The organism is Acidovorax sp. GW821-FHT09A11 (assembly GCF_059418365.1).
The window spans coordinates 703,532-726,752 of sequence record NZ_JBWKPS010000001.1; the positions used below are offsets into that span (position 1 = coordinate 703,532).

The 23,221-nt window shown below is 69.3% G+C and carries 27 protein-coding genes; 12 read left to right on the top strand and 15 right to left on the bottom strand.

What is annotated here, in order from left to right:
• The first annotated feature begins 11 nt into the window (after positions 1 to 11).
• The gene (locus AC07PV_RS03210) at positions 12 to 986 is read left to right on the top strand and encodes a bifunctional helix-turn-helix transcriptional regulator/GNAT family N-acetyltransferase (protein WP_494629364.1); all 975 of its coding nucleotides are present in this window, start codon (positions 12 to 14) and stop codon (positions 984 to 986) included.
• 33 nt (positions 987 to 1,019) lie between these two features.
• Here AC07PV_RS03210 and AC07PV_RS03215 read toward each other — a convergent pair whose 3' ends face one another.
• The 4 genes from AC07PV_RS03215 to AC07PV_RS03230 all read right to left on the bottom strand — a co-directional run bounded on the left by AC07PV_RS03215 (position 1,020) and on the right by AC07PV_RS03230 (position 3,114).
• Complete coding sequence (locus tag AC07PV_RS03215) at positions 1,020 to 1,628, bottom strand: pentapeptide repeat-containing protein (RefSeq protein ID WP_255590805.1); 609 nt, start codon at positions 1,626 to 1,628, stop codon at positions 1,020 to 1,022.
• Positions 1,629 to 1,807: 179 nt separating this feature from the next.
• Positions 1,808 to 2,158, bottom strand: coding sequence for an SMR family transporter (locus tag AC07PV_RS03220; RefSeq protein WP_218295130.1), 351 nt, complete (start codon positions 2,156 to 2,158; stop codon positions 1,808 to 1,810).
• Positions 2,155 to 2,730 carry a TetR/AcrR family transcriptional regulator gene (locus AC07PV_RS03225; RefSeq protein WP_494598133.1) on the bottom strand — a complete coding sequence of 192 codons (576 nt, stop codon included), beginning with the start codon at positions 2,728 to 2,730 and terminating at the stop codon, positions 2,155 to 2,157. The genes AC07PV_RS03220 and AC07PV_RS03225 overlap by 4 nt, the downstream gene beginning before the upstream one ends.
• A 186-nt stretch (positions 2,731 to 2,916) precedes the next feature.
• Positions 2,917 to 3,114: a hypothetical protein gene (locus AC07PV_RS03230; RefSeq protein ID WP_218295132.1), complete on the bottom strand. Its 198-nt coding sequence runs from the start codon at positions 3,112 to 3,114 to the stop codon at positions 2,917 to 2,919.
• A gap of 207 nt (positions 3,115 to 3,321) precedes the next feature.
• Here AC07PV_RS03230 and AC07PV_RS03235 point away from each other — a divergent pair, with 207 nt between their 5' ends.
• From AC07PV_RS03235 to AC07PV_RS03245, 3 genes are all read left to right on the top strand, one after another.
• Entirely contained in the window at positions 3,322 to 3,915 is a 594-nt protein-coding gene (locus AC07PV_RS03235) for an IMPACT family protein (RefSeq protein ID WP_494629366.1), read from the top strand.
• Between the two features lie 156 nt (positions 3,916 to 4,071).
• Positions 4,072 to 5,487: a dihydrolipoyl dehydrogenase gene (locus AC07PV_RS03240; RefSeq protein ID WP_494629367.1), complete on the top strand. Its 1,416-nt coding sequence runs from the start codon at positions 4,072 to 4,074 to the stop codon at positions 5,485 to 5,487.
• Between the two features lie 91 nt (positions 5,488 to 5,578).
• Complete coding sequence (locus AC07PV_RS03245) at positions 5,579 to 5,794, top strand: YjfB family protein (protein WP_218295135.1); 216 nt, start codon at positions 5,579 to 5,581, stop codon at positions 5,792 to 5,794.
• A 31-nt stretch (positions 5,795 to 5,825) separates the two neighbouring features.
• Here AC07PV_RS03245 and AC07PV_RS03250 read toward each other — a convergent pair whose 3' ends face one another.
• The 3 genes from AC07PV_RS03250 to AC07PV_RS03260 form a co-directional block, all read right to left on the bottom strand.
• The gene (locus AC07PV_RS03250) at positions 5,826 to 6,971 is read right to left on the bottom strand and encodes an NAD(P)/FAD-dependent oxidoreductase (RefSeq protein WP_494629368.1); all 1,146 of its coding nucleotides are present in this window, start codon (positions 6,969 to 6,971) and stop codon (positions 5,826 to 5,828) included.
• A gap of 21 nt (positions 6,972 to 6,992) precedes the next feature.
• Entirely contained in the window at positions 6,993 to 8,552 is a 1,560-nt protein-coding gene (locus AC07PV_RS03255) for an amidase (RefSeq protein WP_494629370.1), read from the bottom strand.
• A 132-nt stretch (positions 8,553 to 8,684) separates the two neighbouring features.
• On the bottom strand, positions 8,685 to 9,206 hold the full coding sequence (locus AC07PV_RS03260) for a P-loop NTPase family protein (RefSeq protein ID WP_494629371.1): 522 nt from the start codon (positions 9,204 to 9,206) through the stop codon (positions 8,685 to 8,687).
• A gap of 93 nt (positions 9,207 to 9,299) precedes the next feature.
• Between AC07PV_RS03260 and AC07PV_RS03265 the strand changes: the two genes are divergently transcribed.
• From AC07PV_RS03265 to AC07PV_RS03275, 3 genes are all read left to right on the top strand, one after another.
• Positions 9,300 to 9,608 (top strand): helix-turn-helix domain-containing protein, encoded by a 309-nt coding sequence (locus AC07PV_RS03265; RefSeq protein WP_492244922.1) that lies wholly within the window; start codon positions 9,300 to 9,302, stop codon positions 9,606 to 9,608.
• A gap of 46 nt (positions 9,609 to 9,654) precedes the next feature.
• Complete coding sequence (locus AC07PV_RS03270; RefSeq protein WP_494629374.1) at positions 9,655 to 10,974, top strand: type II toxin-antitoxin system HipA family toxin; 1,320 nt, start codon at positions 9,655 to 9,657, stop codon at positions 10,972 to 10,974.
• Between the two features lie 103 nt (positions 10,975 to 11,077).
• Entirely contained in the window at positions 11,078 to 12,127 is a 1,050-nt protein-coding gene (locus tag AC07PV_RS03275; RefSeq protein ID WP_494629376.1) for a phytanoyl-CoA dioxygenase family protein, read from the top strand.
• 94 nt (positions 12,128 to 12,221) lie between these two features.
• Here the strand turns inward: AC07PV_RS03275 and AC07PV_RS03280 are convergent, their stop codons facing one another.
• Complete coding sequence (locus AC07PV_RS03280) at positions 12,222 to 13,541, bottom strand: cation:proton antiporter (RefSeq protein WP_494629378.1); 1,320 nt, start codon at positions 13,539 to 13,541, stop codon at positions 12,222 to 12,224.
• A 217-nt stretch (positions 13,542 to 13,758) separates the two neighbouring features.
• On the opposite strand from AC07PV_RS03280, the gene AC07PV_RS03285 reads away from it, so the two are divergent.
• From AC07PV_RS03285 to AC07PV_RS03300, 4 genes are all read left to right on the top strand, one after another.
• Positions 13,759 to 14,391 carry a hypothetical protein gene (locus tag AC07PV_RS03285; RefSeq protein WP_494629380.1) on the top strand — a complete coding sequence of 211 codons (633 nt, stop codon included), beginning with the start codon at positions 13,759 to 13,761 and terminating at the stop codon, positions 14,389 to 14,391.
• A 236-nt stretch (positions 14,392 to 14,627) separates the two neighbouring features.
• Positions 14,628 to 14,912 carry a 7(1) septoil knot domain-containing protein gene (locus AC07PV_RS03290; RefSeq protein WP_218295142.1) on the top strand — a complete coding sequence of 95 codons (285 nt, stop codon included), beginning with the start codon at positions 14,628 to 14,630 and terminating at the stop codon, positions 14,910 to 14,912.
• A 237-nt stretch (positions 14,913 to 15,149) separates the two neighbouring features.
• Positions 15,150 to 15,749, top strand: coding sequence for a chromate transporter (locus tag AC07PV_RS03295; protein ID WP_218295143.1), 600 nt, complete (start codon positions 15,150 to 15,152; stop codon positions 15,747 to 15,749).
• Entirely contained in the window at positions 15,746 to 16,366 is a 621-nt protein-coding gene (locus AC07PV_RS03300) for a chromate transporter (RefSeq protein ID WP_218338674.1), read from the top strand. Before AC07PV_RS03295 ends, AC07PV_RS03300 begins: the two co-directional genes overlap by 4 nt.
• 90 nt (positions 16,367 to 16,456) lie before the next feature.
• Here AC07PV_RS03300 and AC07PV_RS03305 read toward each other — a convergent pair whose 3' ends face one another.
• The 4 genes from AC07PV_RS03305 to AC07PV_RS03320 all read right to left on the bottom strand — a co-directional run bounded on the left by AC07PV_RS03305 (position 16,457) and on the right by AC07PV_RS03320 (position 20,076).
• Entirely contained in the window at positions 16,457 to 17,623 is a 1,167-nt protein-coding gene (locus AC07PV_RS03305) for an ABC transporter substrate-binding protein (RefSeq protein WP_369642382.1), read from the bottom strand.
• 136 nt (positions 17,624 to 17,759) lie between these two features.
• Positions 17,760 to 18,491 carry an SIR2 family NAD-dependent protein deacylase gene (locus AC07PV_RS03310; RefSeq protein WP_255590812.1) on the bottom strand — a complete coding sequence of 244 codons (732 nt, stop codon included), beginning with the start codon at positions 18,489 to 18,491 and terminating at the stop codon, positions 17,760 to 17,762.
• A 34-nt stretch (positions 18,492 to 18,525) separates the two neighbouring features.
• Complete coding sequence (gene rlmB, locus AC07PV_RS03315) at positions 18,526 to 19,272, bottom strand: 23S rRNA (guanosine(2251)-2'-O)-methyltransferase RlmB (RefSeq protein ID WP_218295147.1); 747 nt, start codon at positions 19,270 to 19,272, stop codon at positions 18,526 to 18,528.
• Between the two features lie 90 nt (positions 19,273 to 19,362).
• The gene (locus tag AC07PV_RS03320; RefSeq protein ID WP_218295148.1) at positions 19,363 to 20,076 is read right to left on the bottom strand and encodes an ABC transporter ATP-binding protein; all 714 of its coding nucleotides are present in this window, start codon (positions 20,074 to 20,076) and stop codon (positions 19,363 to 19,365) included.
• A gap of 15 nt (positions 20,077 to 20,091) precedes the next feature.
• On the opposite strand from AC07PV_RS03320, the gene AC07PV_RS03325 reads away from it, so the two are divergent.
• Positions 20,092 to 20,772: an arylesterase gene (locus AC07PV_RS03325; RefSeq protein ID WP_369642381.1), complete on the top strand. Its 681-nt coding sequence runs from the start codon at positions 20,092 to 20,094 to the stop codon at positions 20,770 to 20,772.
• 15 nt (positions 20,773 to 20,787) lie between these two features.
• Here the strand turns inward: AC07PV_RS03325 and AC07PV_RS03330 are convergent, their stop codons facing one another.
• From AC07PV_RS03330 to AC07PV_RS03340, 3 genes are all read right to left on the bottom strand, one after another.
• Complete coding sequence (locus AC07PV_RS03330) at positions 20,788 to 20,979, bottom strand: hypothetical protein (protein WP_218295150.1); 192 nt, start codon at positions 20,977 to 20,979, stop codon at positions 20,788 to 20,790.
• A 49-nt stretch (positions 20,980 to 21,028) separates the two neighbouring features.
• Positions 21,029 to 21,814 carry a DUF2189 domain-containing protein gene (locus tag AC07PV_RS03335; protein ID WP_255590892.1) on the bottom strand — a complete coding sequence of 262 codons (786 nt, stop codon included), beginning with the start codon at positions 21,812 to 21,814 and terminating at the stop codon, positions 21,029 to 21,031.
• Positions 21,815 to 21,941: 127 nt separating this feature from the next.
• Positions 21,942 to 23,180 carry a PLP-dependent transferase gene (locus tag AC07PV_RS03340; protein ID WP_494629382.1) on the bottom strand — a complete coding sequence of 413 codons (1,239 nt, stop codon included), beginning with the start codon at positions 23,178 to 23,180 and terminating at the stop codon, positions 21,942 to 21,944.
• Positions 23,181 to 23,221: the final 41 nt, after the last annotated feature.

The window sequence follows — 23,221 nt, forward strand, 5'->3', positions numbered from 1 at the left end:
CAAAGGCATATATGAGCACGAATCCATCCTCCCAGGCCAGCGCAGCCGCAGGCAGCGCGCCCGTCGCCGCCGACGCCGTGAAGGCCGTGCGCAGGTTCAATCGCTTCTTCACCCGCCGCGTGGGCGTGCTGGACCCGTACCTGGGCAGCGATCTCTCGCTGACCGACGTGCGCGTGCTGTACGAGCTGGCCCACCGCGACGCGCCGGTCGCCAGCGAGCTGGCCCGGGACCTGGGCCTGGACGGCGGGTACCTGAGCCGGATCCTGCGGCGTTTTGAAGGCGCGGGCTGGATCCTGCGCAGCGCCAGCGCCCGTGATGCGCGCCAGAGCGTGCTCACGCTCACCCCTGCCGGGCGCGCTGCGTTCGAACCGCTGCAGCAGCGCTCGCGCGACGAAGCCGCCGCGCTGCTTGCCCCGTTGCCGCCGGCCCGGCGGCACGAACTGGTGGACGCCATGCAACGCATCGAGGCCTTGCTGGAGCCCGCCAGCGGCGCCGTGGCGGCGCCCAAGGTGGCCGTGCTGCGCGACCCCGTGCCCGGCGACATCGGCTGGGTGGTGCAGCAGCATGGCGAAATCTACTGGCGCGAGTACGGCTGGGACAACCGCTTCGAGGCACTGGTGGCGGACATCGCCGCGCAGTTCGTGCGCAAGTTCCAGCCGGGCTGGGAACGGTGCTGGATCGCCGAACTGGAGGGCGAACGCGTGGGCGCCGTGTTCGTGGTGCGCAAGTCCGCCAGCACGGCCCAGTTGCGGATGCTCATCCTGTCGCCCCGGGCGCGCGGCCTGGGGCTGGGCGCCCGCCTGACCGACGAGTGCATCGCGTTCGCACGGGCCAAGGGCTACCGGAAAATGGTGCTGTGGACCAATAGCTGCCTGACGGCCGCGCGTGGCATCTACGCCAAACGCGGGTTCAAGCTGGTCAAGTCGGAACCCTACGAGGGCTTCGGCCAGCAGGCCGTGGGCGAAACCTGGGAGCTCAGGCTGTAGAAAAGCGCCGGCGATCCGGCCGCCTCGCCGGCTTCACACCACCCGGATGCCCAGCTCGCTGACCAGCACCCCCGCCTGGTCGGCCGAGATGATGGCGCCCTTGAAAGACTGCGCCAGGTGCGCGATGCGCAGCCCGCCCAGGTCGACCGACCGCAGGTCCGCGCCATCAAAGCGCGCGTTCTTCAGGTGCGCATCGCGCAGGCTTCCGCCTTCGAACACAGCATCCCGAAAATCGCACCCGGCCAGATCGGCATCCGACAGGTCCAGCTGCTCCACCGTCTGCTTGCGAAACGAGACGCCGCGCAGGTCGGCCCCCACCAGCAGCGAATCGTGAAAACCCAGCCCCAGCGTGCCGGCCTCGCGAAAATGCGCGCCGGTGAGCTTGACTTCGGCGAACCGTGCCGAGGCCAGGTTGGCGCGGTCCCAGGAGGTGTTGTTCAGGTCGCAGCGGTGAAAGCGCGCCTCGGTGAGGTCCGCCAGGCGGAACTGCGCCTGCCCTGCCCGGCAGTCCAGCCAGCGTGTGCCGCCAAGATCCGCCTTGTCCAGGGAGGTCCCGAGGAACGAACAGCCAATGAACTGGGCGCCGCGCAGCGGCAGGCCCGCCAGGTCCAGCCCGTCGAAGTCGCATTGCTCAAAGTGCAAGGCAGGATGTCCTGCCGCCAGCAGCGCTTGCAGCTGCGCTCTCGAAGGTGTCTGGCCAGTGACGCAGAAAGGCCCGGCGGACGGGGAAGGTCGCAGGTTCATGGGAAACAGGTACAAAAACGGGAATCGGTGGATAGGACATGCCGCGAGGCCGCAAGCCGGGCCGCCTTGGCGGCTGCTTAGTGGCCCACGCTGTGGGAAAACAGGTTCACCACCAGGACACCCGCCACGATCAGGCCCAACCCGATCACGGCCGGCAGATCCAGGCGCTGGCCGTAGTACACCCAGCCCACGGTGGAGATCAGCACGATGCCCACACCGGACCAGACCGCATAGGCAATGCCCATCGGCAGCGTCTTGAGCGCCAGCGAGAGCAGGTAGAACGACGCCATGTAGGCCACCGCGGTGACCGTGCTCGGCACCAGCCGGGTGAATCCCTCGGAGGCCTTCAGTGCCGTGGTGCCCAGCACTTCCAGCAAGATGGCGGCGCCCAGGATCAGATAGGTGCCCGCGGACGTGCTCCAGGTCATGGCCGGCCTCCTTGGCACAGGGACAGGAGGATGTCCAGGATGGCGGCCTTGCGCGGCTGGTCGAGTGCATAGACATCGAGCATCTGCGCGAACCAGAACCCGTCTCCCGCCAGGCGGCAGGCCAGCAGCACATTGGCCATGTGGGGATCGTCGCCGTCGGCCTTCAGTGCCGCCGCCATCGCGGCATGCCACCGCTGGCGGCACGGCGCGGACGTCAGGGCCAGCAGGCCGATCGCCCGCTGCGTCTCCACCTGGCGGCTGTCCGAGCCGCTGTCAAAACAGGTCCTGATGTAGGCACGCGCATGGCGCCCGGGCGTGTCCTCTTCCTGGTCCAGCGCTTTCGCAAAACACTGTTCAAACTCCTCGAAGAGCTGGTCCGACAGCGCATCCAGCAGGGCCTGCTTGCTGCGGTAATGGTGCTGGAGCCCGCCCTTGGTCACGTGGGCCCGCTGGGCCACGGCATCGAGCGTGACGGCGTGGGGGCCCTCCCGCACCAGGAGTTCCCGGACCACGGCCAGCAATTGGCTGCGGATCAGTTCAGGCTGTTTTTGGCGGCGATGTGCTTCGGTCATTCAACAAACCATCCAGATGGATTGTTTATTGTACCGAGGAGCCAGACCGATATCGACGAAAGCCCGCAGGGAACCGTGGGGACTTTCCGTGGCCATGCACGGCCCTGCATTGCCGCTACCCAGGAAGAAGGAAGGCGCCCGGGTGCTGGACAGGGCGGGGCCGCCCGTCGAGCGCCGTCGCCCTGGCTACCATTCCCCGACTTCACGCACCCGCTGCGCCAGATCCGGGAACGCGTCCTCCGCCACCGCGGCTTCGGCCTCGGCAGGCATGGCCTGCGCAACCGCCACGCCAGCAGCGGGCGGTGCCGAGCGCGACAGGAACCTGCCAAAAAGATGGTGGCCCCAGGCGGCATGCGACGGGGCGGTGAACGGGATGGCGAACATGGCGGTTCCTTTTTATAAGGCTTCGGCGCTGCAAAAAACTGAGCGCCAGCGTAAGTCAGGGCTTCAATGCGCAGTGTAGGAATCCGCGCCGCACTCCTGTGTGACAGAACACACGGTCGCGGGCGTTTCACGCGGGCGTACCCCTTCCCGCGGCCCTGGGCTGTGACTTTTTTCACACACGGGCCGCCCCCTTACACTCTGCGCCCCATGCCCCACACTCTGGCCGCGCCCGCGCACAGCGAACTTGTCATCAAGAAAAGCCGGTTCATCGGCTGCGTGCAGCCCATGGCCGACCGCGCCAGCGCGCAGGCCGCGGTGGATGCGCTGTGGAAGCAGCACCCTGGTGCCGCGCACATCTGCTGGGCCGTGCTGGCGGGCGGCCAGTCGGCGGCGGTGGATGACGGCGAACCCGGGGGCACGGCCGGGCGGCCCATGCTCGACGTGCTGCGCCACCAGGACCTGGAGGGGGTGCTGGCCACGGTGGTGCGCTACTTTGGCGGCGTGAAGCTGGGAGCGGGCGGCCTCGTGCGCGCCTACACCGACACGGTGGCCCAGGCACTGCTCACCGCCCCCAAGGTCACGCTGCAGCGCATGACAACCCTGCAGTGCCTGGTGCCCTACGCCCTGGAAGGCCTGCTGCGCCGCGAAATCGACCTGGCCGGGGCCGAACTGTCAGAGGTGCGGCATGGCAGCCTGGTCACCGTGCAGCTGCGCCTGCCCGAAGCGCGGGCCGCGGCCTTCGTGCAGCGCATCAACGACTGCGGCCAGGGCCGCGTGGGCTGGACCGAGCCGGCGGCCTGAACGACGGCACCTTTCGGGGCGGCCGCGAGGGCAAGGGCTTCGCCGGCCACGCCGCGCTGCCCGGGCAGGGGGAACCAACAAAGGCCTTTGCGCCTACAAGCGCCGCGCGGCCGGGCCGCGACACTCAGGGTTTGCAGGGCTCCCAAGGAACCACCCATGAGCCAACCGCTCGACACCATCATCATTGGCGCAGGCACAGCCGGCCTGGCCGCCCTGCGCGAGGTGCGCAAACGCACGGACCGCTACCTGATCGTCAACGAAGGGCCCTGGGGCACCACCTGCGCGCGGGTAGGCTGCATGCCCTCCAAGGCACTGATCGAGGCGGCCAACGCCTTTCACCGCCGCCACGCATTCGAGGAATTCGGCCTGCGGGGCGCACAGGCCCTGACCGCCGACATACCGGCCGTGCTGCGGCGCGTGCGCGCCCTGCGCGATGATTTCGTGGCGGGCGTTCTGAAGGCCACCAGCGGGCTGGGCAGCGCCCAGGTATCCGGGCGCGCGTCGCTGGCCGGCCCGCACGCGGTGGACATCGACGGCACCCGCCATGCCACGCGCAGCATCATCATCGCCACCGGCTCGCGCCCGAGCGTGCCGGACGAATGGCTGGCGTTTGGCGACCGCATGCTCACCACCGACACCCTGTTCGAGCAGCCCAGCCTCGGCCCCCGCATCGCCGTGATTGGCATGGGCCCCATCGGCGTGGAGATCTCCCAGGCGCTGGCCCGGCTCGGGCTGCAGGTGGCCGCCTTCACCACCGGCGACACACTGGCGGGCCTGAGCGACCCGGCGCTCAACGCCGAACTGACAGCGCTGCTCAAGAAGGACATGGTGCTGCACGCCGGGGCCCCGGCCGAACTGCGGGAAGTGCCCGGCGGCATCGAAGTGCGCAGCGGCTCCCACCGCGTGGTGGTGGACCAGGTCGTCGCTGCCATGGGCCGCGTACCCAATATCGAGCACCTGGGCCTGGACACCCTGGATGTGCCGCTGGACAAGCATGGCATGCCCACGGTGGATGCACGGACCCAGCAGATCGGCAGCCTGCCCGTGTTCCTGGCCGGGGACGCGAACGCCCACGTGCCGCTGCTGCACGAGGCGGCCGACGAAGGCCATATCGCCGGGATGAATGCCCTGGCGGAGACACCTGCGCGCTTTCAGCGCCGCACCCCGCTGGCCATCGTGTTCTGCGATCCCAACGTCGCGATGGTGGGCCAGCGCCTTGCCGACATGGACCCTGTCCACACCATCACGGGCACGGCCAGCTTCGACGACCAGGGCCGGGCCCGGGCAGCCCAGCACAACCATGGGCGCATCTGCCTGCACGCCGACCGGGCCACCGGCCGTCTGCAGGGCGCCGAGATGTGCGCGCCCCAGGGCGAACACATGGCCCACCTGCTTGCATTGGCCATTCAGCAGAAACTGACGGTGCACGACCTGCTGGGCATGCCGTTCTACCACCCCACGCTGGAGGAAGGCTTGCGCACGGCGCTTCGGGACGCAGCACGGCAGTTGCCCGGGGTTCGCGCGTCCGACCTGGCGGCGTGCGGAGCCATTGGGGCGGCGGCGCTGGAGTGAGAATGGCAACCCCAGGCGGGCCCGGATATGTAAAAACCCTCAAGCCTGCCGCACGCATGCCGATATGAATCCATCACCCCAAGGAATCACCATGGACGTCGCCCTCACCAACAGCATCGTCAACACCGCCACCGCGCTGGCCAGTGCCAAGACGTCCGATGCGCTGAACATGGTGGTGCTGAAGAAGGCGCTGGACATGCAGGCCACGTCAGCGGCCACGCTGCTGGATGCCATGCAGCAATCCATGCCCCAGCCAGGGCTGGCCACGTCCGGCACGCTGGGTACCCAGGTCAACACGTTCGCCTGAGGCCCCCTTCGGCCAAAAAGCAGACGCGCAGCTATCGCAGCCGTGCAGGCGACAGCCCTTGCGGCGCCACCCCCTCGCGCACCAGTTCTTCCGCCAGTGGCTCGCCGCGCAGCAGCTGCCGCGCCAGCAACGAGGCGCCCGCCGCGCTCTGAATCCCATACCCACCCTGCCCCGCCAGCCAGAAAAAGCCGGGCACATGGTTGTCCCAGCCTATCACCATGTCGCCGTCGGGCACGAATGAGCGCAGGCCTGCCCAGGTGTGGGAGGGGCGGCGGATCTGGAAGATCGTTTTTTCCTCGATGTGATAAATCCCCGTGGCCACGTCCAGTTCTTCGGGCACCACGTCGTGGGGATGTGTCGGGTCGGCGTTGGCGGGGGAGCCCAGCAACTGGCCTGCGTCGGGCTTGAAGTAGAAGCTCTCGTCGATGCCGATCACGGCGGGCCAGTGGGTCGCGTCCATGCCTTCGGGCACGGCGAAGGTGAAGGCGGTGCGGCGGCGCGGCTCCAGGCCAATGGGCGGCACGCCTGCCAGGCCCGCTACCACGTCAGCCCAGGCGCCTGCGGCGTTCACAATGGTTTTGGCCTGCAGCACCCGGCCATCGGCCAGGGTCACCTTCCAGCTATCGCCAACGCGCTGCAGGGCCGTGACCTCGGCATTCGTCAGCACCTGGCCGCCGCGCTGGCGCAGGCCACGCAGGTAGCCCTGGTGCAGCGCGTGCACATCGATGTCGGCCGCCTCGGGCTCGCTCATGCCGGCGGCCACGGCTTCGGGCTTCAGGCATGGCAGCTGGGCCAGCAGTGCGGCCTGGTCCACCCATTCCACATTGGGCGAGATGGTGTGGGCTTCGTCGTAGGCCTGTTTCAGCATGTCGATCTGGTCCGGCCCCGCCACGTAGACCACGCCACGGGGCGAGAGGATGGGGTCAGTTCCAAACTCGGGCGGCGGCGCGTCGTAAAACGCGCGGCTCGCCCGGGTCAGCGCCTGGATGTTGGGCGTGCCGTAGGTGGCCATGTACAGGGCCGCCGAGCGGCCGGTGGTGTGGTAGCCGGGCTGCGATTCGCGCTCGAGCAGCAGCACGCTGGCGCCCTGCCCCCCGACGCGCTCCTGTACAAGCTGCCACGCCACCGAGGCGCCCGCGATGCCCGCGCCAATGACGATGGTGTCCGCTGATTGCATGGTTTTGTCTCCTGGCTCGAATTACACCGCTGACACCTGAGCCGCCGAGGCGGTGCGGTCATCACGCGGCAGGCTGCGGGCGTCGCGCGGATCGGGCGCGCCAGTCACGATGGAGGTCAGCGCGGGCTCCGCGTGTGTTTGCATCAGCTTGGCGATGTCAGGCCGTGGGCGGGCAAGCCCGGCGATGCCCTTGAAGGCTTGCTCCAGCGCGTGGCCCACGCCCAGCGTGTGGCGGTCGGCGCGAAAGCGCCCGACGATCTGCAGGCCAAACGGCATCCCCACGTCATCCAGCCCGCACGGCAAACTGAGCGCTGGGTGCGTGGTCAACGTGGTCACATAGGTCAGCGCCAGCCATCGGTAGTAGTTGGCCTGCGGCTCGCCGTTGATGTGGCTGGCGAACAGCTGCGTCCACGCAAAAGGCGACACGGGCGTGGTGGGCGCCAGGATCACGTCGTACTGCTCATACAACTTCTGGAACCGCGCCAGGATGCGCGTCTGCTCGGCCTGCGCCCAGGCGCTGTCCAGCAACGTCATCGCCGCGCCCATCTCGTAGTTGGCGCGGGTGTTGGGGCCCAGGCTGGTGGGGTCGCGCTCATAGGCCTCGCGCGTGCTGGCCACAAAGGCTTCGGCGCGCAGCACGTCAAAGCAGCGGTGCACGTCACCCAGGTCGATGTCGATGGCATCGCAGCTGGCAAACAGGTGCTTCATGGCCTGCACCTTCTGGCGGAACACGGCGCGGATGCCGTTGTCCACGGCGCAGGCGCCAAGATCTTCGGTGTACGCCACGCGCAGGCGGCTCAGGTCCACCGCTTCGGGCAACAAAAAACTCATCGGGTCCAGCGGGTAGCTCAGCGGGTCGCCCGCCGACATACCCGCCGTGGCGGCCAGTTGCAGGCAGGCCTCTTCTACCGTACGGCCCATGGGGCCCACCACCGAAATCGGCGTCCAGCCCAGCAGCTTGCGCGAGCTGGGCACCACGCCGGGCGACGGCCGGAAGCCCACCACGCCACAGATAGAAGCTGGAATGCGCAGCGAGCCGCCCGTGTCCGACCCCGTGCACACCGGCAGCATGTCGCACGCCAGCGCAGCGGCAGAGCCGCCCGACGAGCCTCCGGCGTTCAGGTTGGGGTTGAACGGATTGCCGGTGGCGCCCCACACGGTGTTGCGCGAGTTGGCACCGGCGCCCATCTCGGGGATGTTGGTCTTGCCGGTGACGATGGCGCCCGCCGCGCGCAGGCGCGCCACCAGCACGTTGTCCTCCGCCGGGATATTGCCGCGGTAGATCTCCGAGCCATAGGTGGTCAGCAGCCCGGCCGTGGCTTCCAGGTCCTTCACGCCCAGCGGCAGGCCGTGCAGCAGGCCCAGCGGCTCGCCGCGCAGCACCGCCTGCTCGGCGGCCTGGGCCTCGGCGCGGGCGCGGTCGTAGCAGGTGGCGGTGATGGCATTCACATGCGGGTTGACGGCCTCGATGCGCGCCATGCAGGCGTCGAGCAGCTCGACGGGCGAGACCTCGCGCGTGCCGATGCGGTGGCGCAGTTCATTGGCGGTCAGCTCGACCAGGGCGTTGTGTGGAGTGGTCATGGCGTTGGTGTCCCTTTCGTCGTTCTGTGGTTTTTCCGCTGGCGCGGCTGGCGGCGGTGTTGGCCGGGGGGTGAAACGGCGCGAACCCACGGCCGCCATCTTGGCATGGTGGGGACGCCCTCGCCCGTTGCTTCAGAACCCGGGCAATGCCCTCATCACAGCCGCCACCAGATTCTGGACAGGAGCGTCCGAGCTCAGTTCGATATGGGGACCGCGCCGTGCCGCGAGCCAGTTCCGCTGCCTCTGCAGGCTTCTGCCTGGCAACACCCCGTCATCGTATTGAGCCGCCCATTCCAGGAAAGCAGGATTCGCCTGGCCAAAGCGCTGCGCCTCCCGGTGGCGAAGGCGCGCGAGGCGCGCGGGGGCATCCAGGTAGAGAAACACGATCAGGTCAAAGCAGTCCTCCAGCTCCTGCCCCCACCCGGCCACGGAACCGGCCAGCACCGCCACCTTGCTGGCGCGCAAGTCGCCGAGGAGCAGGGCCAGGCGCTGTGTAGGGTCCCGCCTGCTGGTGAACGGCGGCGTGGTGGGCAGCCAGTAGTAGTCGTCAGCGTCGAGGTGGGCCCCGTTCAACGCTGCGGCCAGGGCCGCGCTCAGCGTGGACGTGCCAGAGCCTGAAGCACCGGTGACATGGATTCGCAGCAGCTGGGTCAATGGTGGGTTCCTTGAACTGTATTTTTGCCAAGACCAATGGCGATAATGATACCTATGTTTATCTTTTTCAAATAAAAGAGTATAAATATAATCATGAACAACGATCTCATTCAGAGCCTGGCCATCGCCCGCAAAGCCGGCAAGCTCACCCAGGCCGAACTCGCCGACCGCGCGGGCCTCTCCCGCATGACCGTCCAGCGCACCGAAGGTGGCGACCTGGACCCGCGCTACTCCACCCTGGCCGAGATGGCCCGCGTGCTGGGCATGGACATCATTGCCGTGCCCAGCAGCCTGCGGCCCAGCCTGGAGGCGTTCATCCAGTCGGGCGGCAAGTTCCTGGGCCAGCCCGCGGGAGTGGACGCGCCGCCGTCGGTGGTGGACAGCCTGAGCCGCGCCGGCTGAGGCCGCCAGCGCCCACACCCGCACGCGCCTGCGCATACCCGGCCCCATGAGCACCTCCATCCGCTACCTGCGCCTGTACCTGCACCGCCCCGCCCTGGCAGACGGCGCGGCGGGCGGGCGCGAGGCGATTGGCTACCTTTCGCAGTACGGCGACATCCTGCGCGTGTCGTTTGACGAGAGCTACATCCGCAACCCGCAGCGCCCCACCCTGTCGCTCAGCTTTCAAGGTGCCGACGAGGCGGCCACGCAGCAGATCCTGGCGTCGGCGCGGGATGCACGGCTGGTGCGCACCGACGGGCGCTGGCCCGTGTATTTTCAGAACCTGCTGCCCGAGGGCCACAACCGCGAGCGGCTGGCGCGCGAGCGCGGCTGCAGCCCCGACGACGAGTTCGAACTGCTGGCCGCCGCGGGCCACGACCTGATGGGCGCGCTGGAGGTGGAGCCCGTGCCCGCGCAAGACGGCATCCCCGACGTGGTGCGGCACTGGCACACCACGCAAGGGCTGGACGTGCTGGAGCCGGGCTTTGTCGAGTTCCCGGTGGAAGACGCCGCATCGCTGCCCGGCGTGGTCACCAAGTTCAGCGCGGTGCTGGACGGCCGCCGCTACACCGTGCGCCGCCAGGGCGCGGCCGGCAGCGTGATCCTCAAGCTGCCCACCACCGCGCACCCCGACCTGGTGGCCAACGAGTTCGCCGGCTACCAGCTGTGCAAGGCGCTGGGCCTGCACTGCGCCGATGCACGCGTCATCACCCGCGCCGAGGCCGACCTGCCGGGCACCGTGCCCTTCAACGAGATATTGGCCGTGCAGCGCTTTGACCACCTGCCCGGCGGCGCCCGCGTGCACATGGAGGAGTTCAACCAGGTGCTGGGCTACACCCCGCGGCAAAAGTACGGCAAGGGCATCCTGCAGGACTGGGCCACCATGCTGCGCGTGCTCAACCGCCTGAGTCGCCAGCCGGTGCAAGACACACGCGAGTTCCTGGCGCGCATGGTGGCGTTCATCCTCATGGGCAACACCGATGCGCACCTGAAGAACTGGGCGCTGGTCTACCCCGACGGGCGCGTGCCGCAACTGGCGCCGGTGTACGACCCGGTGTGCGTGGCCGCGTTCTTCGAGGGCGTGCCCGAGGGCCAGTACGCGATGAACCGCTCCATCGACCGCGCGCTGCGCGCGTTCAGCTGGGACGACATGGAAGGCCTCATGAAGTCGGCCGGACTGCTGCGCGTACCGCGCCACCTGGCGCTCCTGCGCGACACGGTGGCGCGGGCCCGGGAGCAATGGCCCCGCCTGATCGCGGATGCGCCCGATTCCCTGCGGGCCGCCGTCACCCAGCGGCTTGCCGGGGGCGTGGCCCTGGCACGTTGACAGCAGGCGACGTTGCAAAATGGGAGGGCGCCCACGGGCACGCGTGTCCCCGATCGGCCGTGCCCTCGTTCCATTCTCCTGTTGCCCCTGCCCCTGCCCCTCCATGTCCGCCGCTGCCGCCCCCACGCCCCTGCCCCACCCGCTGCCGCCAGACACGGAGACGGGCGCCTTGCGGGTCCCCCACCTCAAGCGCTGCTGGGCCCGCTGGATGGCCGCGCGCAGGGGCCTGGCGCAGGGCTCCCACGGGGAAGGCCACCGCACGCAGATCGTGCTGGCCGCGCTGGGGGTGGGGCTGGAGCAGACCATGCAGTACGTGCTGCGCGAGGCCCCGGAGTTCGCCGCCTTCGAGGACTGGATCGTGCGCACGGCGGGCGCGCCCGATGCAACCACCGTGGCGCGGATTCAAGCCCTTGTGGATGGCGGCCCGGCGCCCGAAGCGGCCTTGCAGCTGCATGCCCGGATCGACGCGATGGAGCCCGTGCTGAATGCGGAGGACCTGGCGCATTGGGACGAGCATGGCTACGTGGTGGTGCGCGCTGCCGTGCCGCCGCACGACAGCGCCGCCGCGGCGCACGCCGTGTGGGACGCGGTGCGCGCCGATCCCGCCGATACGGCGTCGTGGTATGCCCACGCCCCGCGCAACACCATGGTCCAGCTGTTCCAGCACCCCGCCTTCGAGGCCAACCGGCGCTCCCTGCGCATCCACAAGGCCTTTGCCCAGCTGTGGGGCACGGCGGACCTGTGGCGCAGCACGGACCGCTGCGGGTTCAATCCACCCGAACGCGCGGGCTACCCCTATGGCGGCCAGGGCATGCATTGGGATGTGAGCCTGCACCAGCCCATCCCCTTCGCCACCCAGGGCATCCTGTACCTGACCGACACGCCCCCCGAACAGGGCGCCCTCACCCTGGTGCCGGGTTTTCACCGCCGGGTGGGCGGCTGGCTGGAGCACCTGCCCGCCGGCGCCGACCCGCGCCAGCAGGACCTGCACGCGCTGGGCGCCACGCCCATCGGCGCCCACGCGGGCGACCTGGTGATCTGGCACCAGGCCCTGCCCCATGGCCCCAGCCCGAACCGGGGCGCGCGGCCCCGCCTGGTGCAGTACATCAACATGGCCCCCGCCCACGTCCCCAGCCACGCCACCTGGATCTGACGCCGCCCGCCCCTTCGCCCCGCGCGTCCCGGCAAGGCGCCGCTCCATCCGGCGGCATCGGGTGGCATCCACCGTGGCCGGCGGCCGGCGCCCTTCAGTCCTCGGCCACCCGCCTGGCCTCCTTGCGCTTCTCGTAGCGCCGCATCAGCGGCGTGACCGAGATGCCGTGCAGCAGCACCGAGGCCACCACCACCGCCAGCGTGATCGCCAGCAGGCGCTGCGCGATCACCGGGTGCAGGCCGTGCGTGATGGCGTACATGAGGTAGTACACGGAGCCGATGCCGCGGATGCCAAACCACGCGATGAGGCGGCGCTGGGAGCGCTTCACCCGGGTCCCCACCAAACCGGCGTAGACCGCCAAGGGGCGGATGGCGAATAGCAGCAGGGGGACGAACCACAGCACCTCGGCATCAAAGTTCACCACGGTGAGCAAGGCGCCCACCACCAGCACCACGGCGACTTCGGCGATGCGCTCGAGCTGGGCGTTGAAGCGCTCGACCGCCTGCATCATGTGGCCCGGCGCCTGCGCGGGCTCCATGTGCCCGACTTCCGTGGCGCCCTCCACCTCCGCCAACGTCGGCGCAGGGCCGGCGGGCTGCGCCGCCACGCGCCGCAGCGCCAGCCCGGCGGCGAAGACGGCCAGAAACCCGTAGGCATGGCACAGCAGGGCCGTGCCATAGGCCAGCGCGATGAGGCCCAGCACCATGAACTCGTCCGGCCCCAGCATCTCGCGGTGGCGCATGCGCAGGTACAGGATGGCCCGGCCCACTGCCGCGCCCAGCGCGAAGCCGATGCCCACACCCCCCGCCACGGCCCAGAGCACGTCCACCGCCCACCAGCGCCATCCCCCCTCGCCCAGGTCATGCAGGGACATCAGCCCGAGGCCGAGCATCACCAGGGGAAACGCGGTGCCGTCATTGAGCCCGCCCTCGCCCGTCAGGCCAAAGCGCAGGCGGTCGCGGTCCTGGGGGTCGGCCACCTGCACGTCCGACGCGAGCACGGGGTCGGTCGGGGCGAGGATGGCCCCCAGCAGCACCGACACCCCCAGCGGCAGCCGCAGCAGCCACACGCCCACGGCCGCGATGGCCCCCACCGTCAGCAGCATGGAGACCGTGGCCAGCTGCAGCGGGATGCGCCAGCGCGCATCGCGCAGCGGCAGCTCCAGCTTCAGGCCCACGGTGAAGAGCGAAATCAGCACGGCGATCTCGGTGAGCCGCTCCAGCAGCGCCGCATCGCCCAGCGGGTCCAGCACCAGCAGGCCCAGCCCCCAGGGGCCGATGCCCACGCCCACGGCCAGGTAAAGGATGGCCGAGCTGAGCGGTACGCGCGAGATCAGCGAACTCGTCAGTGTCATCACCACCAGGAGCAGGCCCACCAGCAGGAAGCCCAGCGGGACAAGCAGGGCTTCGCTCATGGAGACACCGCGCCACACCCCCGGCGCACGGCCAGGGCGCCCCTGGCGCGCGGGGGCAGGGGCCGGGCTGGGTGGCGAAAAGATGGCACGCTCATCACGCCACTGTATGGCCGTGCCCCGGCAAGGCTGTGCCGGGGCACGGCCCCTGCGGCTGTCAGCGGATGCCGCCAGTACCGAAACCTGTTCACAATCGCGCAAACCCTTCTTCGGCCCGCGCATGAACCTGTCAACGCTCCTCAAGATCGCCATCGCGCTGGCGGTGGCCTTTTTCGCCATCGAGAAGCTGCGGGTGCACCGGACCGACCAGCGGCTGCAGAGCCTGGGGCCCGCCGCCGTGACGCAGCAGCAGCAGTTCGCGGACAGCCCGGTGCAGGCCGCCACCAGCGAGGCGCCTTTCGAGTTCCGGGGCTACCAGGTCAAGCCGCTGGCGGCATTCGCGGTGCGCGCACGGGTGCTGGCACGCGAGGACTACCACGCGGGCAAGGAAGCCGAGCTCTCCCCCGTGGACCTGGCGCTGGGGTGGAAGCGCATGGCGGAGCCGGCCGTGTACGAGCCCCTGGGCATCACCCAGGGCAACCGCTGGTACCGCTACTCCTGGCGCGACCAGCCGCCCATCCCGCTGCAGGAGATCATCGAATCGTCCGCCAACATGCACATGATCGCGGCCACGCCCACGGTGGAACGGGCGCTCAAGAAGGCACGCAAGGGAGGGTACATCCGCATCACGGGCAAGCTGGTCGAGGTCTCCCACCCCAGCGGCTGGCGCTGGACCAGCTCGCTCACGCGGTCGGACTCGGGCGCGCATTCGTGCGAGCTGGTGTTCGTGGAATCCGCGCAGGTGGAAGACTGAGCGGCGGGCCAGGCCCGGGGGCATTTCCACGACAACCTCCAAAAATGATAGCGTCGCACGCTGACCCAACCAGCGCTCAGGGCGGTTTCGGCCCAAAAATACGACAGACCCGCAGGGCACGCACCGCAGCGCCCCCAAAGCCCGGATACTCGGGTGGCGGGGCCGGTGGTTGCGCGGCGCGGCGGCTTCCCTTGCGCACAGCCACCTTCACCGCCTGACCGCCAGAAAGGATGCCCATGGCCAAGATCCTGGAAGTGAAGTACGAGCACCAGGCCGATGCGCGCGTGTGCGAGGTCGCCCACGAAAGCCTGGCCGACCTGTGCTGGCACGAGGTGGCCTATGCCACGCAGGCCAGCGGCGATGCGATCTGGTTCTTCGTGGCCTACGCGAACCAGGCCAGCTTCAAGGTCCTGCGGGTCAGGCACGCCAGCCAGGCGGACCTGAAGCTGTTCAAGGTGGGCACTCCCGAACAGGCAGGCTGGCGCAACAAGGACCATCTGCTGCGCGGCAAGCTGGGCTGAGCCCCGGCGCGCGGCCAGGGCGCAGCCCCAACGCCACCCTGCCATGGTGCTGGCGACGCGAATCGCAGGCCCAGCCTTGCCGCAACGCGAGGCCTGCCCCCCGCGCGCGCGGCGTGGCGCGCGTAACATGGCGCCTGGGCGCCGCGCGCCGGGCCGCGCACCCCGAATACTCCTGATTTGATAGCTGCCAGCGCTTGCTGCAAAAGCGCTAGTAGCCATTTTGACCAAATTTTCCCCATGGCCACAGCCACCGATCTGCCGTCCCCGCCCCCCGAACCCGCGCCCCGGCCACAGCCGCGCAACCCTGCCGACCTGTTCTGGTCCTTCACCTGGCTGGCCCTGCAGGGATTTGGCGGCGTACTGGCCGTGGTGCAGCGCGAACTGGTGGAGAAAAAACGCTGGATGACGAACGAGGAATTCGTCGAGGACTGGGCGGTGGCGCAGATCATGCCGGGCCCCAACGTGGTCAACCTCAGCATCATGATCGGCGACCGCTACTTCGGCCTGCGCGGCGCGCTCGCGGCGCTAGCGGGCATGCTGACCTTTCCGCTGATCCTGGTGCTGGCCCTGGCCGTGGTCTATGCCGAGTTCTCCAGCCACCCGGCCGTGGCGGGCGCGCTGCGCGGCATGGGCGCCGTGGCGGCGGGGCTGATCGCCGGGGTGGGCATCAAGCTCTTCGCCTCCATCCAGAAACACCCCCTGGGCCGCCCGCTGTGCGTGGCCTTCGTGGCGCTCACCATCGTGGCCATGGTGGTGCTGCGCTGGCCACTGCTGTGGATCCTGCCGGTGGTCGGCGGCGCGGCATGCCTGCTCACCTGGAGGAAGCTCGCGCCATGAACACGTCCGCCTCCACCGCATTGACCGCCCCGCTGCTCGCGCTCGGCCCCGCCGACTGGTTCAACCTCTTCCTGTACTACATGTCGCTGTCGCTGCTGGCCGTGGGCGGCGCCATCGCCACCGCGCCCGACATGCACCGCTTCCTGGTCGAGCGCCAGGCTTGGCTGACCGACCCGCAGTTCAACGCCTCCATCGCCATCGCCCAGGCCGCACCCGGCCCCAACGTGCTGTTCATCGCGCTGCTGGGATGGAACGTGGGCATCAACGCCGGAGGCCCCGGCATGGCCGGCTGGCTGCTGGGCGCGCTGGGCATGGCGGTGTGCATGCTGGGCGTGATGCTGCCCAGCAGCCTGCTCACCTGGCTGGCCACGCGCTGGGGGCACCGCAACCGCGAGCGCCGGGGCGTGCGCGCCTTCAAGCAAGGCATGGCGCCGGTGGTCATCGGCCTGCTGCTGGCCACCTCCTGGGTGCTGGCGCGCGCCCATGGCGGCCCGGCCACGGCCTGGCCCCTGTGGCTGCTGAGCGCCGTCACCGTGGTGCTGGTGTGGCGCACCAGGCTGCACCTGCTGTGGATGCTGGCCGCGGGCGCCGTGCTGGGGGCCGTGGGCTGGGTCTAGGGTCTAGCGCGCCGGCCGGGCACGGGGCCGGCGGCGGCGCGGGCCCCGCGAGGCCGCTGGCCCAGCGGGGGCTGGGCCGCTGCTGGTCGCCTAGCTGATGCGGCGTCCGTTCTCCGCGTACACCGCCAGGTAGATCGCGTCCGAACCGATGTAGGGCGCCTTGTTGCCAAAGCCCACGTTGAAGTCGCCGAACGACAGCGAGCGGATGCTGGCCAGGCCCGAGCGCAGGCGTTCACGCGTGACGTCCTTGCCGGCATTCTTCAGGCCCTCGATCATGATCTGGCCGTTGAGCCAGCCTTCCAGCGCGCTGCCGCTGTTCAGGAACGCCGCATCGCCGCCCGTGGCCTTCATGCTGCTCTGGAACTTGCGCACCACCACCGACTTTTGCGAGTTGGCATCCGGGAACACCTGCACCAGCGCCAGGCCGCGCGTGGAAGCGGCGAGCTTGGGCAGCTCGGAGGAGATCACCGTGACCGACAGGCCCGCCAGCGGCACGCCCTGCGCCTTGGCGCGAAAGGCCTGCACGAACGCGGTGTTGGCCGTGCCGGTGGTGGCCAGCAGCACGGCGCCCGGGCGCTCGGCGGCCACCTTGTCGGCCAGCTCGGCGCCGTTCTTGCCATCCACGGCCAGGGCAAACTCGCCCGCGCGCTCGACCTTGATCTCGTCGAGCACCTTGGACATGTCCTTGAGCACTTCCTTGCCAAAGGGGTTGTCCAGGTAGACCACGGCAATGCGCTTGAGGCCCATGTCCACGATCTGCTTGACCAGGCGCTGCGTCTCTTCGCGGTACGTGGGGCGCAGGAAGAACACATGGCGGTTTTCGGGCATGCGCAGCGAAGTGGCGCCCGTGACGGGCCCCACGGTGGGAATGCCCTTGGATTCGATGAGCGGAAGAATGGACGCGGTATTGGCCGTGCCCAGCGGCGAGATCAGCGCGAACACCGACTGCGCCTCGACCATGCCGGTCACGTTCTGCAGGGTGCGGCTGGCCACATAGCCGTCGTCCTTGATCTCCATGCGGATCTCGCGGCCGTGCACGCCGCCGGCGCTGTTCACTTCGGCAAACGCCGCCTTCATGCCCGCCACCTGCTCGATGCCTGCCTGGCCCAGCGGGCCGGTCAGCGCGATGGAGCAGCCCAGGTTGACGCTCCGGGCGGTCAGGGCTTCTTCTGCGGCCATGGCGGTCTGGGCCCATGCGGGCAAGCCGGTGGCAGCCACGGCCTGGGTGGCGCGCAAAAGAAAGTGTCTACGGCTCATGTCGATACGCCCCAAAGTAGTGCAAAGGTGGCGCAGGCTACAGGCAGATGCGGGTTTCACTTGTCAGCTTCGCGACAGCTGTGCGCATCACGTCACACCACGGCCGCCGGCCCGCAGCAAAGAACCTGCCTGCGCTCTAGCCGCGGGCCAGCAGCAGTTGCGGCAGGAGCGTGGCGGCGGTGCCACGCAGCACCGCATGCGCGGCGCCATCCAGCTCGCTGGGCGCGGGGTTGAGCACCGCCACCCGGGCACCGGCCGCGCGCGCCTGGTGCGCCAGGCCGGCCGCCGGGTAGACCGCACCGGCCGTGCCCACGACCAGCATCAGGTCGCAACGCCCGGCTGCGTGCTGCGCGGCCTCGAGCGTTGCATACGGCAGGGCCTCCCCGAACCACACCACCCCGGGGCGCAGCAGGTTGCCGCAGCGGTCGCAATATGGCGGACGGCCCGCCACGGCGTGGTCGACATGGCAGCAGTTGCGCGGCATATCCAGCCAGCGGTCCTGGAAGATGTCGCCGTGCAGGCACAGCACTCCGGCGCTGCCGGCACGCTGGTGCAGGCCATCGACGTTCTGGGTGATGAGCGTGAGGCGGCCAGGATCGCCACGCTGAAAATCGGCCAGCGCAAAATGCCCCGCATTGGGCGCCACCCCCTGCAGCAGATCGCGCCGGTACTGGTACCAGTCCCACACGCGCTGGGGGTGGGCGCGAAAGCCTTCCTCGGTCGCCATGTCCTCGGGGCGGAACTGGGCCCAGTAGCCCGTCCGGGCGTCACGGAAGGTGGGCACCCCCGATTCCGCGCTCACGCCCGCCCCGGTCAGCACGGCGATGTGGCGGGCCTGCCGCACCCAGTCCTTCACGGTGTCCAGCAAGGCCCCTCCTGCGTCGTCCGGGCCGGCGCAGGAATCAGGAGCGTTGACGGAGCGCCTCATACAGGCACACGCCGCTGGCCACCGACACGTTCAGGCTCTCGACCGCGCCCTTCATGGGAATGCTCACCAGTTCGTCGCAGGTCTTGCGCGTGAGCTGGCGCATGCCATCGCCCTCGGCGCCCAGCACCAGGGCCACGGGGCCTTTCAGGTCCACCTGGTAGACCGTCTTGGGCGCATCGTCGCTGGTGCCGATGCACCAGATGTTGCGCTCCTTGAGCTCGCCCAGCGTGCGCGCCAGATTGGTGACCATGAAGTACGGCATGGTCTCGGCCGCGCCGCTGGCCACCTTGGCCACCGTGGCGTTGATGCCCACGGCATGGTCCTTGGGGGCGATGACGGCATGCGCGCCCGCGCCATCGGCGACGCGCAGGCAGGCGCCCAGGTTGTGCGGGTCGGTCACGCCGTCGAGCACCAGCAGCAAAGGCTGCTCGATGCCGGCGGCTTCCAGGTTCTCCAGCAGTTCGTCCAGCGAAGTGACCTGGGCCACGGGCTCCACCCGCGCGGCCACGCCCTGGTGGCCGTGGCTGCCGGCCAGCTTGGCGATGCGCACGCTGTCGGCCTCGATCAGGCGGGCACCGGCCTCGCGGGCACGGTCGAGAAACTGGCGCATGCGGGCGTCGCGCCGCGTGGCTTCGTAGTAAATCTCGATGATGGATTTCGGCGCGGTCTTCAGACGCACGCCCACGGCGTGAAAGCCGAAGAGAACTTTGGGGCTGGACATGGCGTGATTATCCGTTGCACGTCATAGCTATCATTTTTATAGCTGCAGGCGTTTGCACTGCTTGCGCTTTAGTGCAAACAGCACTTGAACTCAAACGACCCGCCCGGCCTCGATGGTGATGCGCCGCTCGCACTGGTCGGCGATGGCCCGGTCGTGCGTGACCAGCACCAGGGTCGTGCCCTGTTCGCGGTTGAGGTCGAACATGAGCTTCATGATCGTCTCGCCGGTGGCGAAGTCCAGGCTGCCCGTGGGCTCGTCGGCCAGCAGCACCGCCGGCTGCACCACGAAGGCACGCGCCAGCGCCACGCGCTGCTGCTCGCCGCCCGACAGCACCTTGGGGTAGTGCGCGAGGCGCTGCCCCAGGCCCACGCGGGCCAGCATGTCGGCGGCGGCCTTGCGCGCATCGCGCCGGTTGGCCAGCTCCAGCGGCAGCATCACGTTCTCCAGCGCGGTGAGGTTGCCCATGAGCTGAAAGCTCTGGAACACGAAGCCCACCTTCTGGGCGCGCAGCGCGGCGCGCGCATCCTCGTCGATGGCAAAGAGGTCGTGCCCGTCCAGGCGCACGGTGCCCCGCGTGGGGGTGTCCAGCCCCGCGATGATGGACAGCAAGGTGCTCTTGCCCGATCCCGAAGCCCCCACGATGGCCGCAGTTTCCCTGGAGGCCAGGCGGAAATCGATATCCCGCAGAATGTCGAGCGTTCCGGTGGAATCCGTCACCGACTTGAAGACATGCTCCACGGCAATAATGGGTGCCGCGGACGGCGCCGTGGCCGATGCCACGGGCGATGAGAGGGATTCGGACATGAAAGGCTCTTTACTTTGATTCGAGATCTGCATCGACGCCACTTTATCCTGAGCGCCGCCACCGGCGCCGTGGTGGGGGCTTGCGCCCCCACCGCCTGGGCCCAGGCCAGCGCGAAAGCCGCGGCCACGCCGCCTCGCCCTCCCCTCATCCTCGTACTGGGAGACTCCCTGAGCGCCGAGTACGGGCTGGCGCGCGGCACGGGCTGGGTGGCCCTGCTGGAAAAGCAGCTCGCCCAGGACAAGCTGGCGGCCACCGTGGTCAACGCCAGCGTGAGCGGGGAGACCACCGCGGGCGGGCGCTCGCGTCTGGCAGCGCTGCTGGCGCAGCACAAGCCCAGCCATGTGGTGATTGAACTGGGCGGCAACGATGCCCTGCGCGGGCTGCCGCTCAAGAATACCGAAGAGAACCTGACGTGGATGACGCAGGCGGCGCAAAAGGCCGGCGCCAGGGTGCTGCTGGTGGGGATGCAGGTGCCGCCCAACTATGGCACCGACTACGCGAACCGGTTTGCGGGCCTGTTCGCCACGGTCGCGCAGGCCCAGAAGGCCGCCGTGGTCCCCTTCTTCCTGAAGGGCGTGGCGGACGGGGCGGACCCGACCCGCCTGTTCCAGCCGGACCGCATCCACCCACGCGCCGAGGCGCATCCGCAGATGCTGGCCAACGTATGGCCGGAACTCAGGAAATTGCTGCGCTGAAATGGGCCCGGCGCCTCAGGCGCCGGTGGAATCCGCGGGCTGACCGGCAGGGGCATCCGCGCCCTCGGCTGGCTGACCGTCCGAGGGCTGGTCCCCCTGCGGGTCATCGGGCCGGCGCTGTGTTTTGGCCCTCAGCTTCTCTTCCTTTTTTTTCTTTTTGGCGAGTTCGCGCTGGCGTTTTTCGTATCCGTAGTTGGGTGTTGCCAAGGTAGTTGCTTCCTGAAGTAGAGGCTCACTGTAACAGCATGGTCTTTTTTCAGGCACATGCCGCAGCGGGCCGCAGTGGGGTTACTGATGCACGGTACGCATGCCAGCTGGCATGGCCCAGGACAGGGCCCGCCAGAAGCAGCCCAATGCCCCAGAACCAGAGCGAAACGGCCACCGCGGCGGTAATGATCGCCCCCCAGAGCAGCATCACGGCAGTGTTTTCCACCACCACGCGCATGCTCGTGATGCCGGCCGTGAGGGCGTCGGTGTCGCGGTCGAGGATCATGGGGATGGACACGACGGATGTGGAGAACACCAGTGCCGCGAACACGCCCCCGACCACGGCATAGACCGCGACGAAGCTCCAGTTCTGCGGGTTGAAGACCGCCTGCAGCACGCCCGTGGTCGATGGCATGCCGGTGTTGAAGAACACGGCGAACACCACCAGCGAGGCACGGCCCCACAGCAGCTCGAGCACCACGAGGACCAGCACCAGCATGCCCATGCTGCCCATGTGGCCGTCCCAGCAGGTGAGCGACTCGCTCAATGCCGGCGCCAGCCCCGCCTCGCGCCGCCGGCTGGTGTCATACAGCCCCATGGCCAGGAAAGGGCCCAGCAGCAGGCAGCCGCTGGCCAGGGACATCGTGTACTCCGGCCGGGTGCGAAAGACCCAGCCCAGCACCAGCGCCATGGCCCAGAAGCACGTGCCGTAGAACACGGCGATGCCGGGCGCGGCGCGCACGTCCCGCAGGCCCCTGGCGAGCCAGCGCAACGGGTCGGCCAGGCGAAGGCGCTGCAGGGTGACCTGCTGCGCGGCGCCGGTGTCGGCGGCCATGGAGCCCGCGGGGCCTGCCGCGTCGGGGGCGGGCTTGGAAGAGGTGGCAGTCATGCCGCCACACTAAGCCCCCCGGCACTTGCACGCCACTGCGGAAACTACCACCCCCTGGCACGTCCGGCCGGTGTCAGGCCTCCGGGAAGGCCCGCTCCAGGGCCTGCTGCAGGTCCTGCCGAAGATCCTCCTCCGCTTCCAGCCCGATGGAAAACCGCACGAGCGTGCCGGGCTGGAGATGCGCCGTGGGACGGCTGCGCATGCTGGCAAGTTGGTAAGGCACCACCAGGCTCATCGGCCCGCCCCAGCTGTAGCCGAGCTTGAACAGGCGCAGGCTGTCGCAGAACACGTCCACCTGCTGCTGGGTGTGGCGCGCGTGGATCATCACGCTGAACAACCCGGCGGCCGCGCCCTCGCCGCCGTCGGCCGCACCACACAGCGCCTTCCAGTGGCCGTGGCCAGGCGCCCCCGCCAGCGCCGGGTGCAGGACCTGGGCCACGGCAGGCTGCTGCTGCATCCACTGCGCCAGGCCGCGGGCCGCCCTGTCATGGGCGCGGTAGCGCAAGCCAATGCTGGGCAAGGCACGCAGCACGGCCTCGGCATCGTTGCCGCCCACCCCCAGGCCCAGCCGCATGTGGGTCAGCTTGATCTTCATGTGCAGGCCCGGGTCGCGCGTGATCACGCTGCCCATGAGCACGTCACCGCCGCCACTGGGGTATTTGGTGAGGGCATGGGCCGAGATGTCCACACCCAGGCCGCCGTCTCCGCTGAGATCGAAGGGCGCAAACGCCAGGCCCGCCCCCCAGGTGTTGTCCAGGGCGGTGATCACGCCACGGGCACGGCAGATGCGCACCTGCTCGCAGAGATCCGGAAACTCCATGGTGACCGAGCCCGGGGCCTCCAGCCAGACCAGCCGCGTGGCCGGCGTGATGCGGGCCGCCAAGTCGGCGGGGTCCAGCGGGTCGTACAGCCCATGGGAAACGCCGAAACGCGCGAGTTCGCCGTGGGCGAAATCCTTGCCGGGACCGTAGGCGTTGTCGGGTATCAGCACCTCATCGCCCGGTTTGAGCAAGGCCAGCCCCACGTTGGCGATGGCCGCCAGGCCGCTGGGCACCAGCACGCACTGCAGGCCCCCTTCCAGCGTGCACAGGCGCTCTTCGAGGATGAAGGTGGTGGGCGTGCCGTGCAGGCCGTAGGTATAGCCGCTCTTGTCCTTCCACTCGCGCGAGCGCATGGCCGCCACGTTGGGAAAAATGACGGTGGAGGCCTTGTAGACCCCCGGCTGCGGGGCCGCGAACCCGCTGGGTGGCACGTAGCCGTGGTGGACGATGCGGGTGGCGGGATCGGTGTCGTGCTCTTTCATGCCAGCCATGGTAGCGCGCCGCCAGGGATACCCCTGGCGGCGCGTATGGC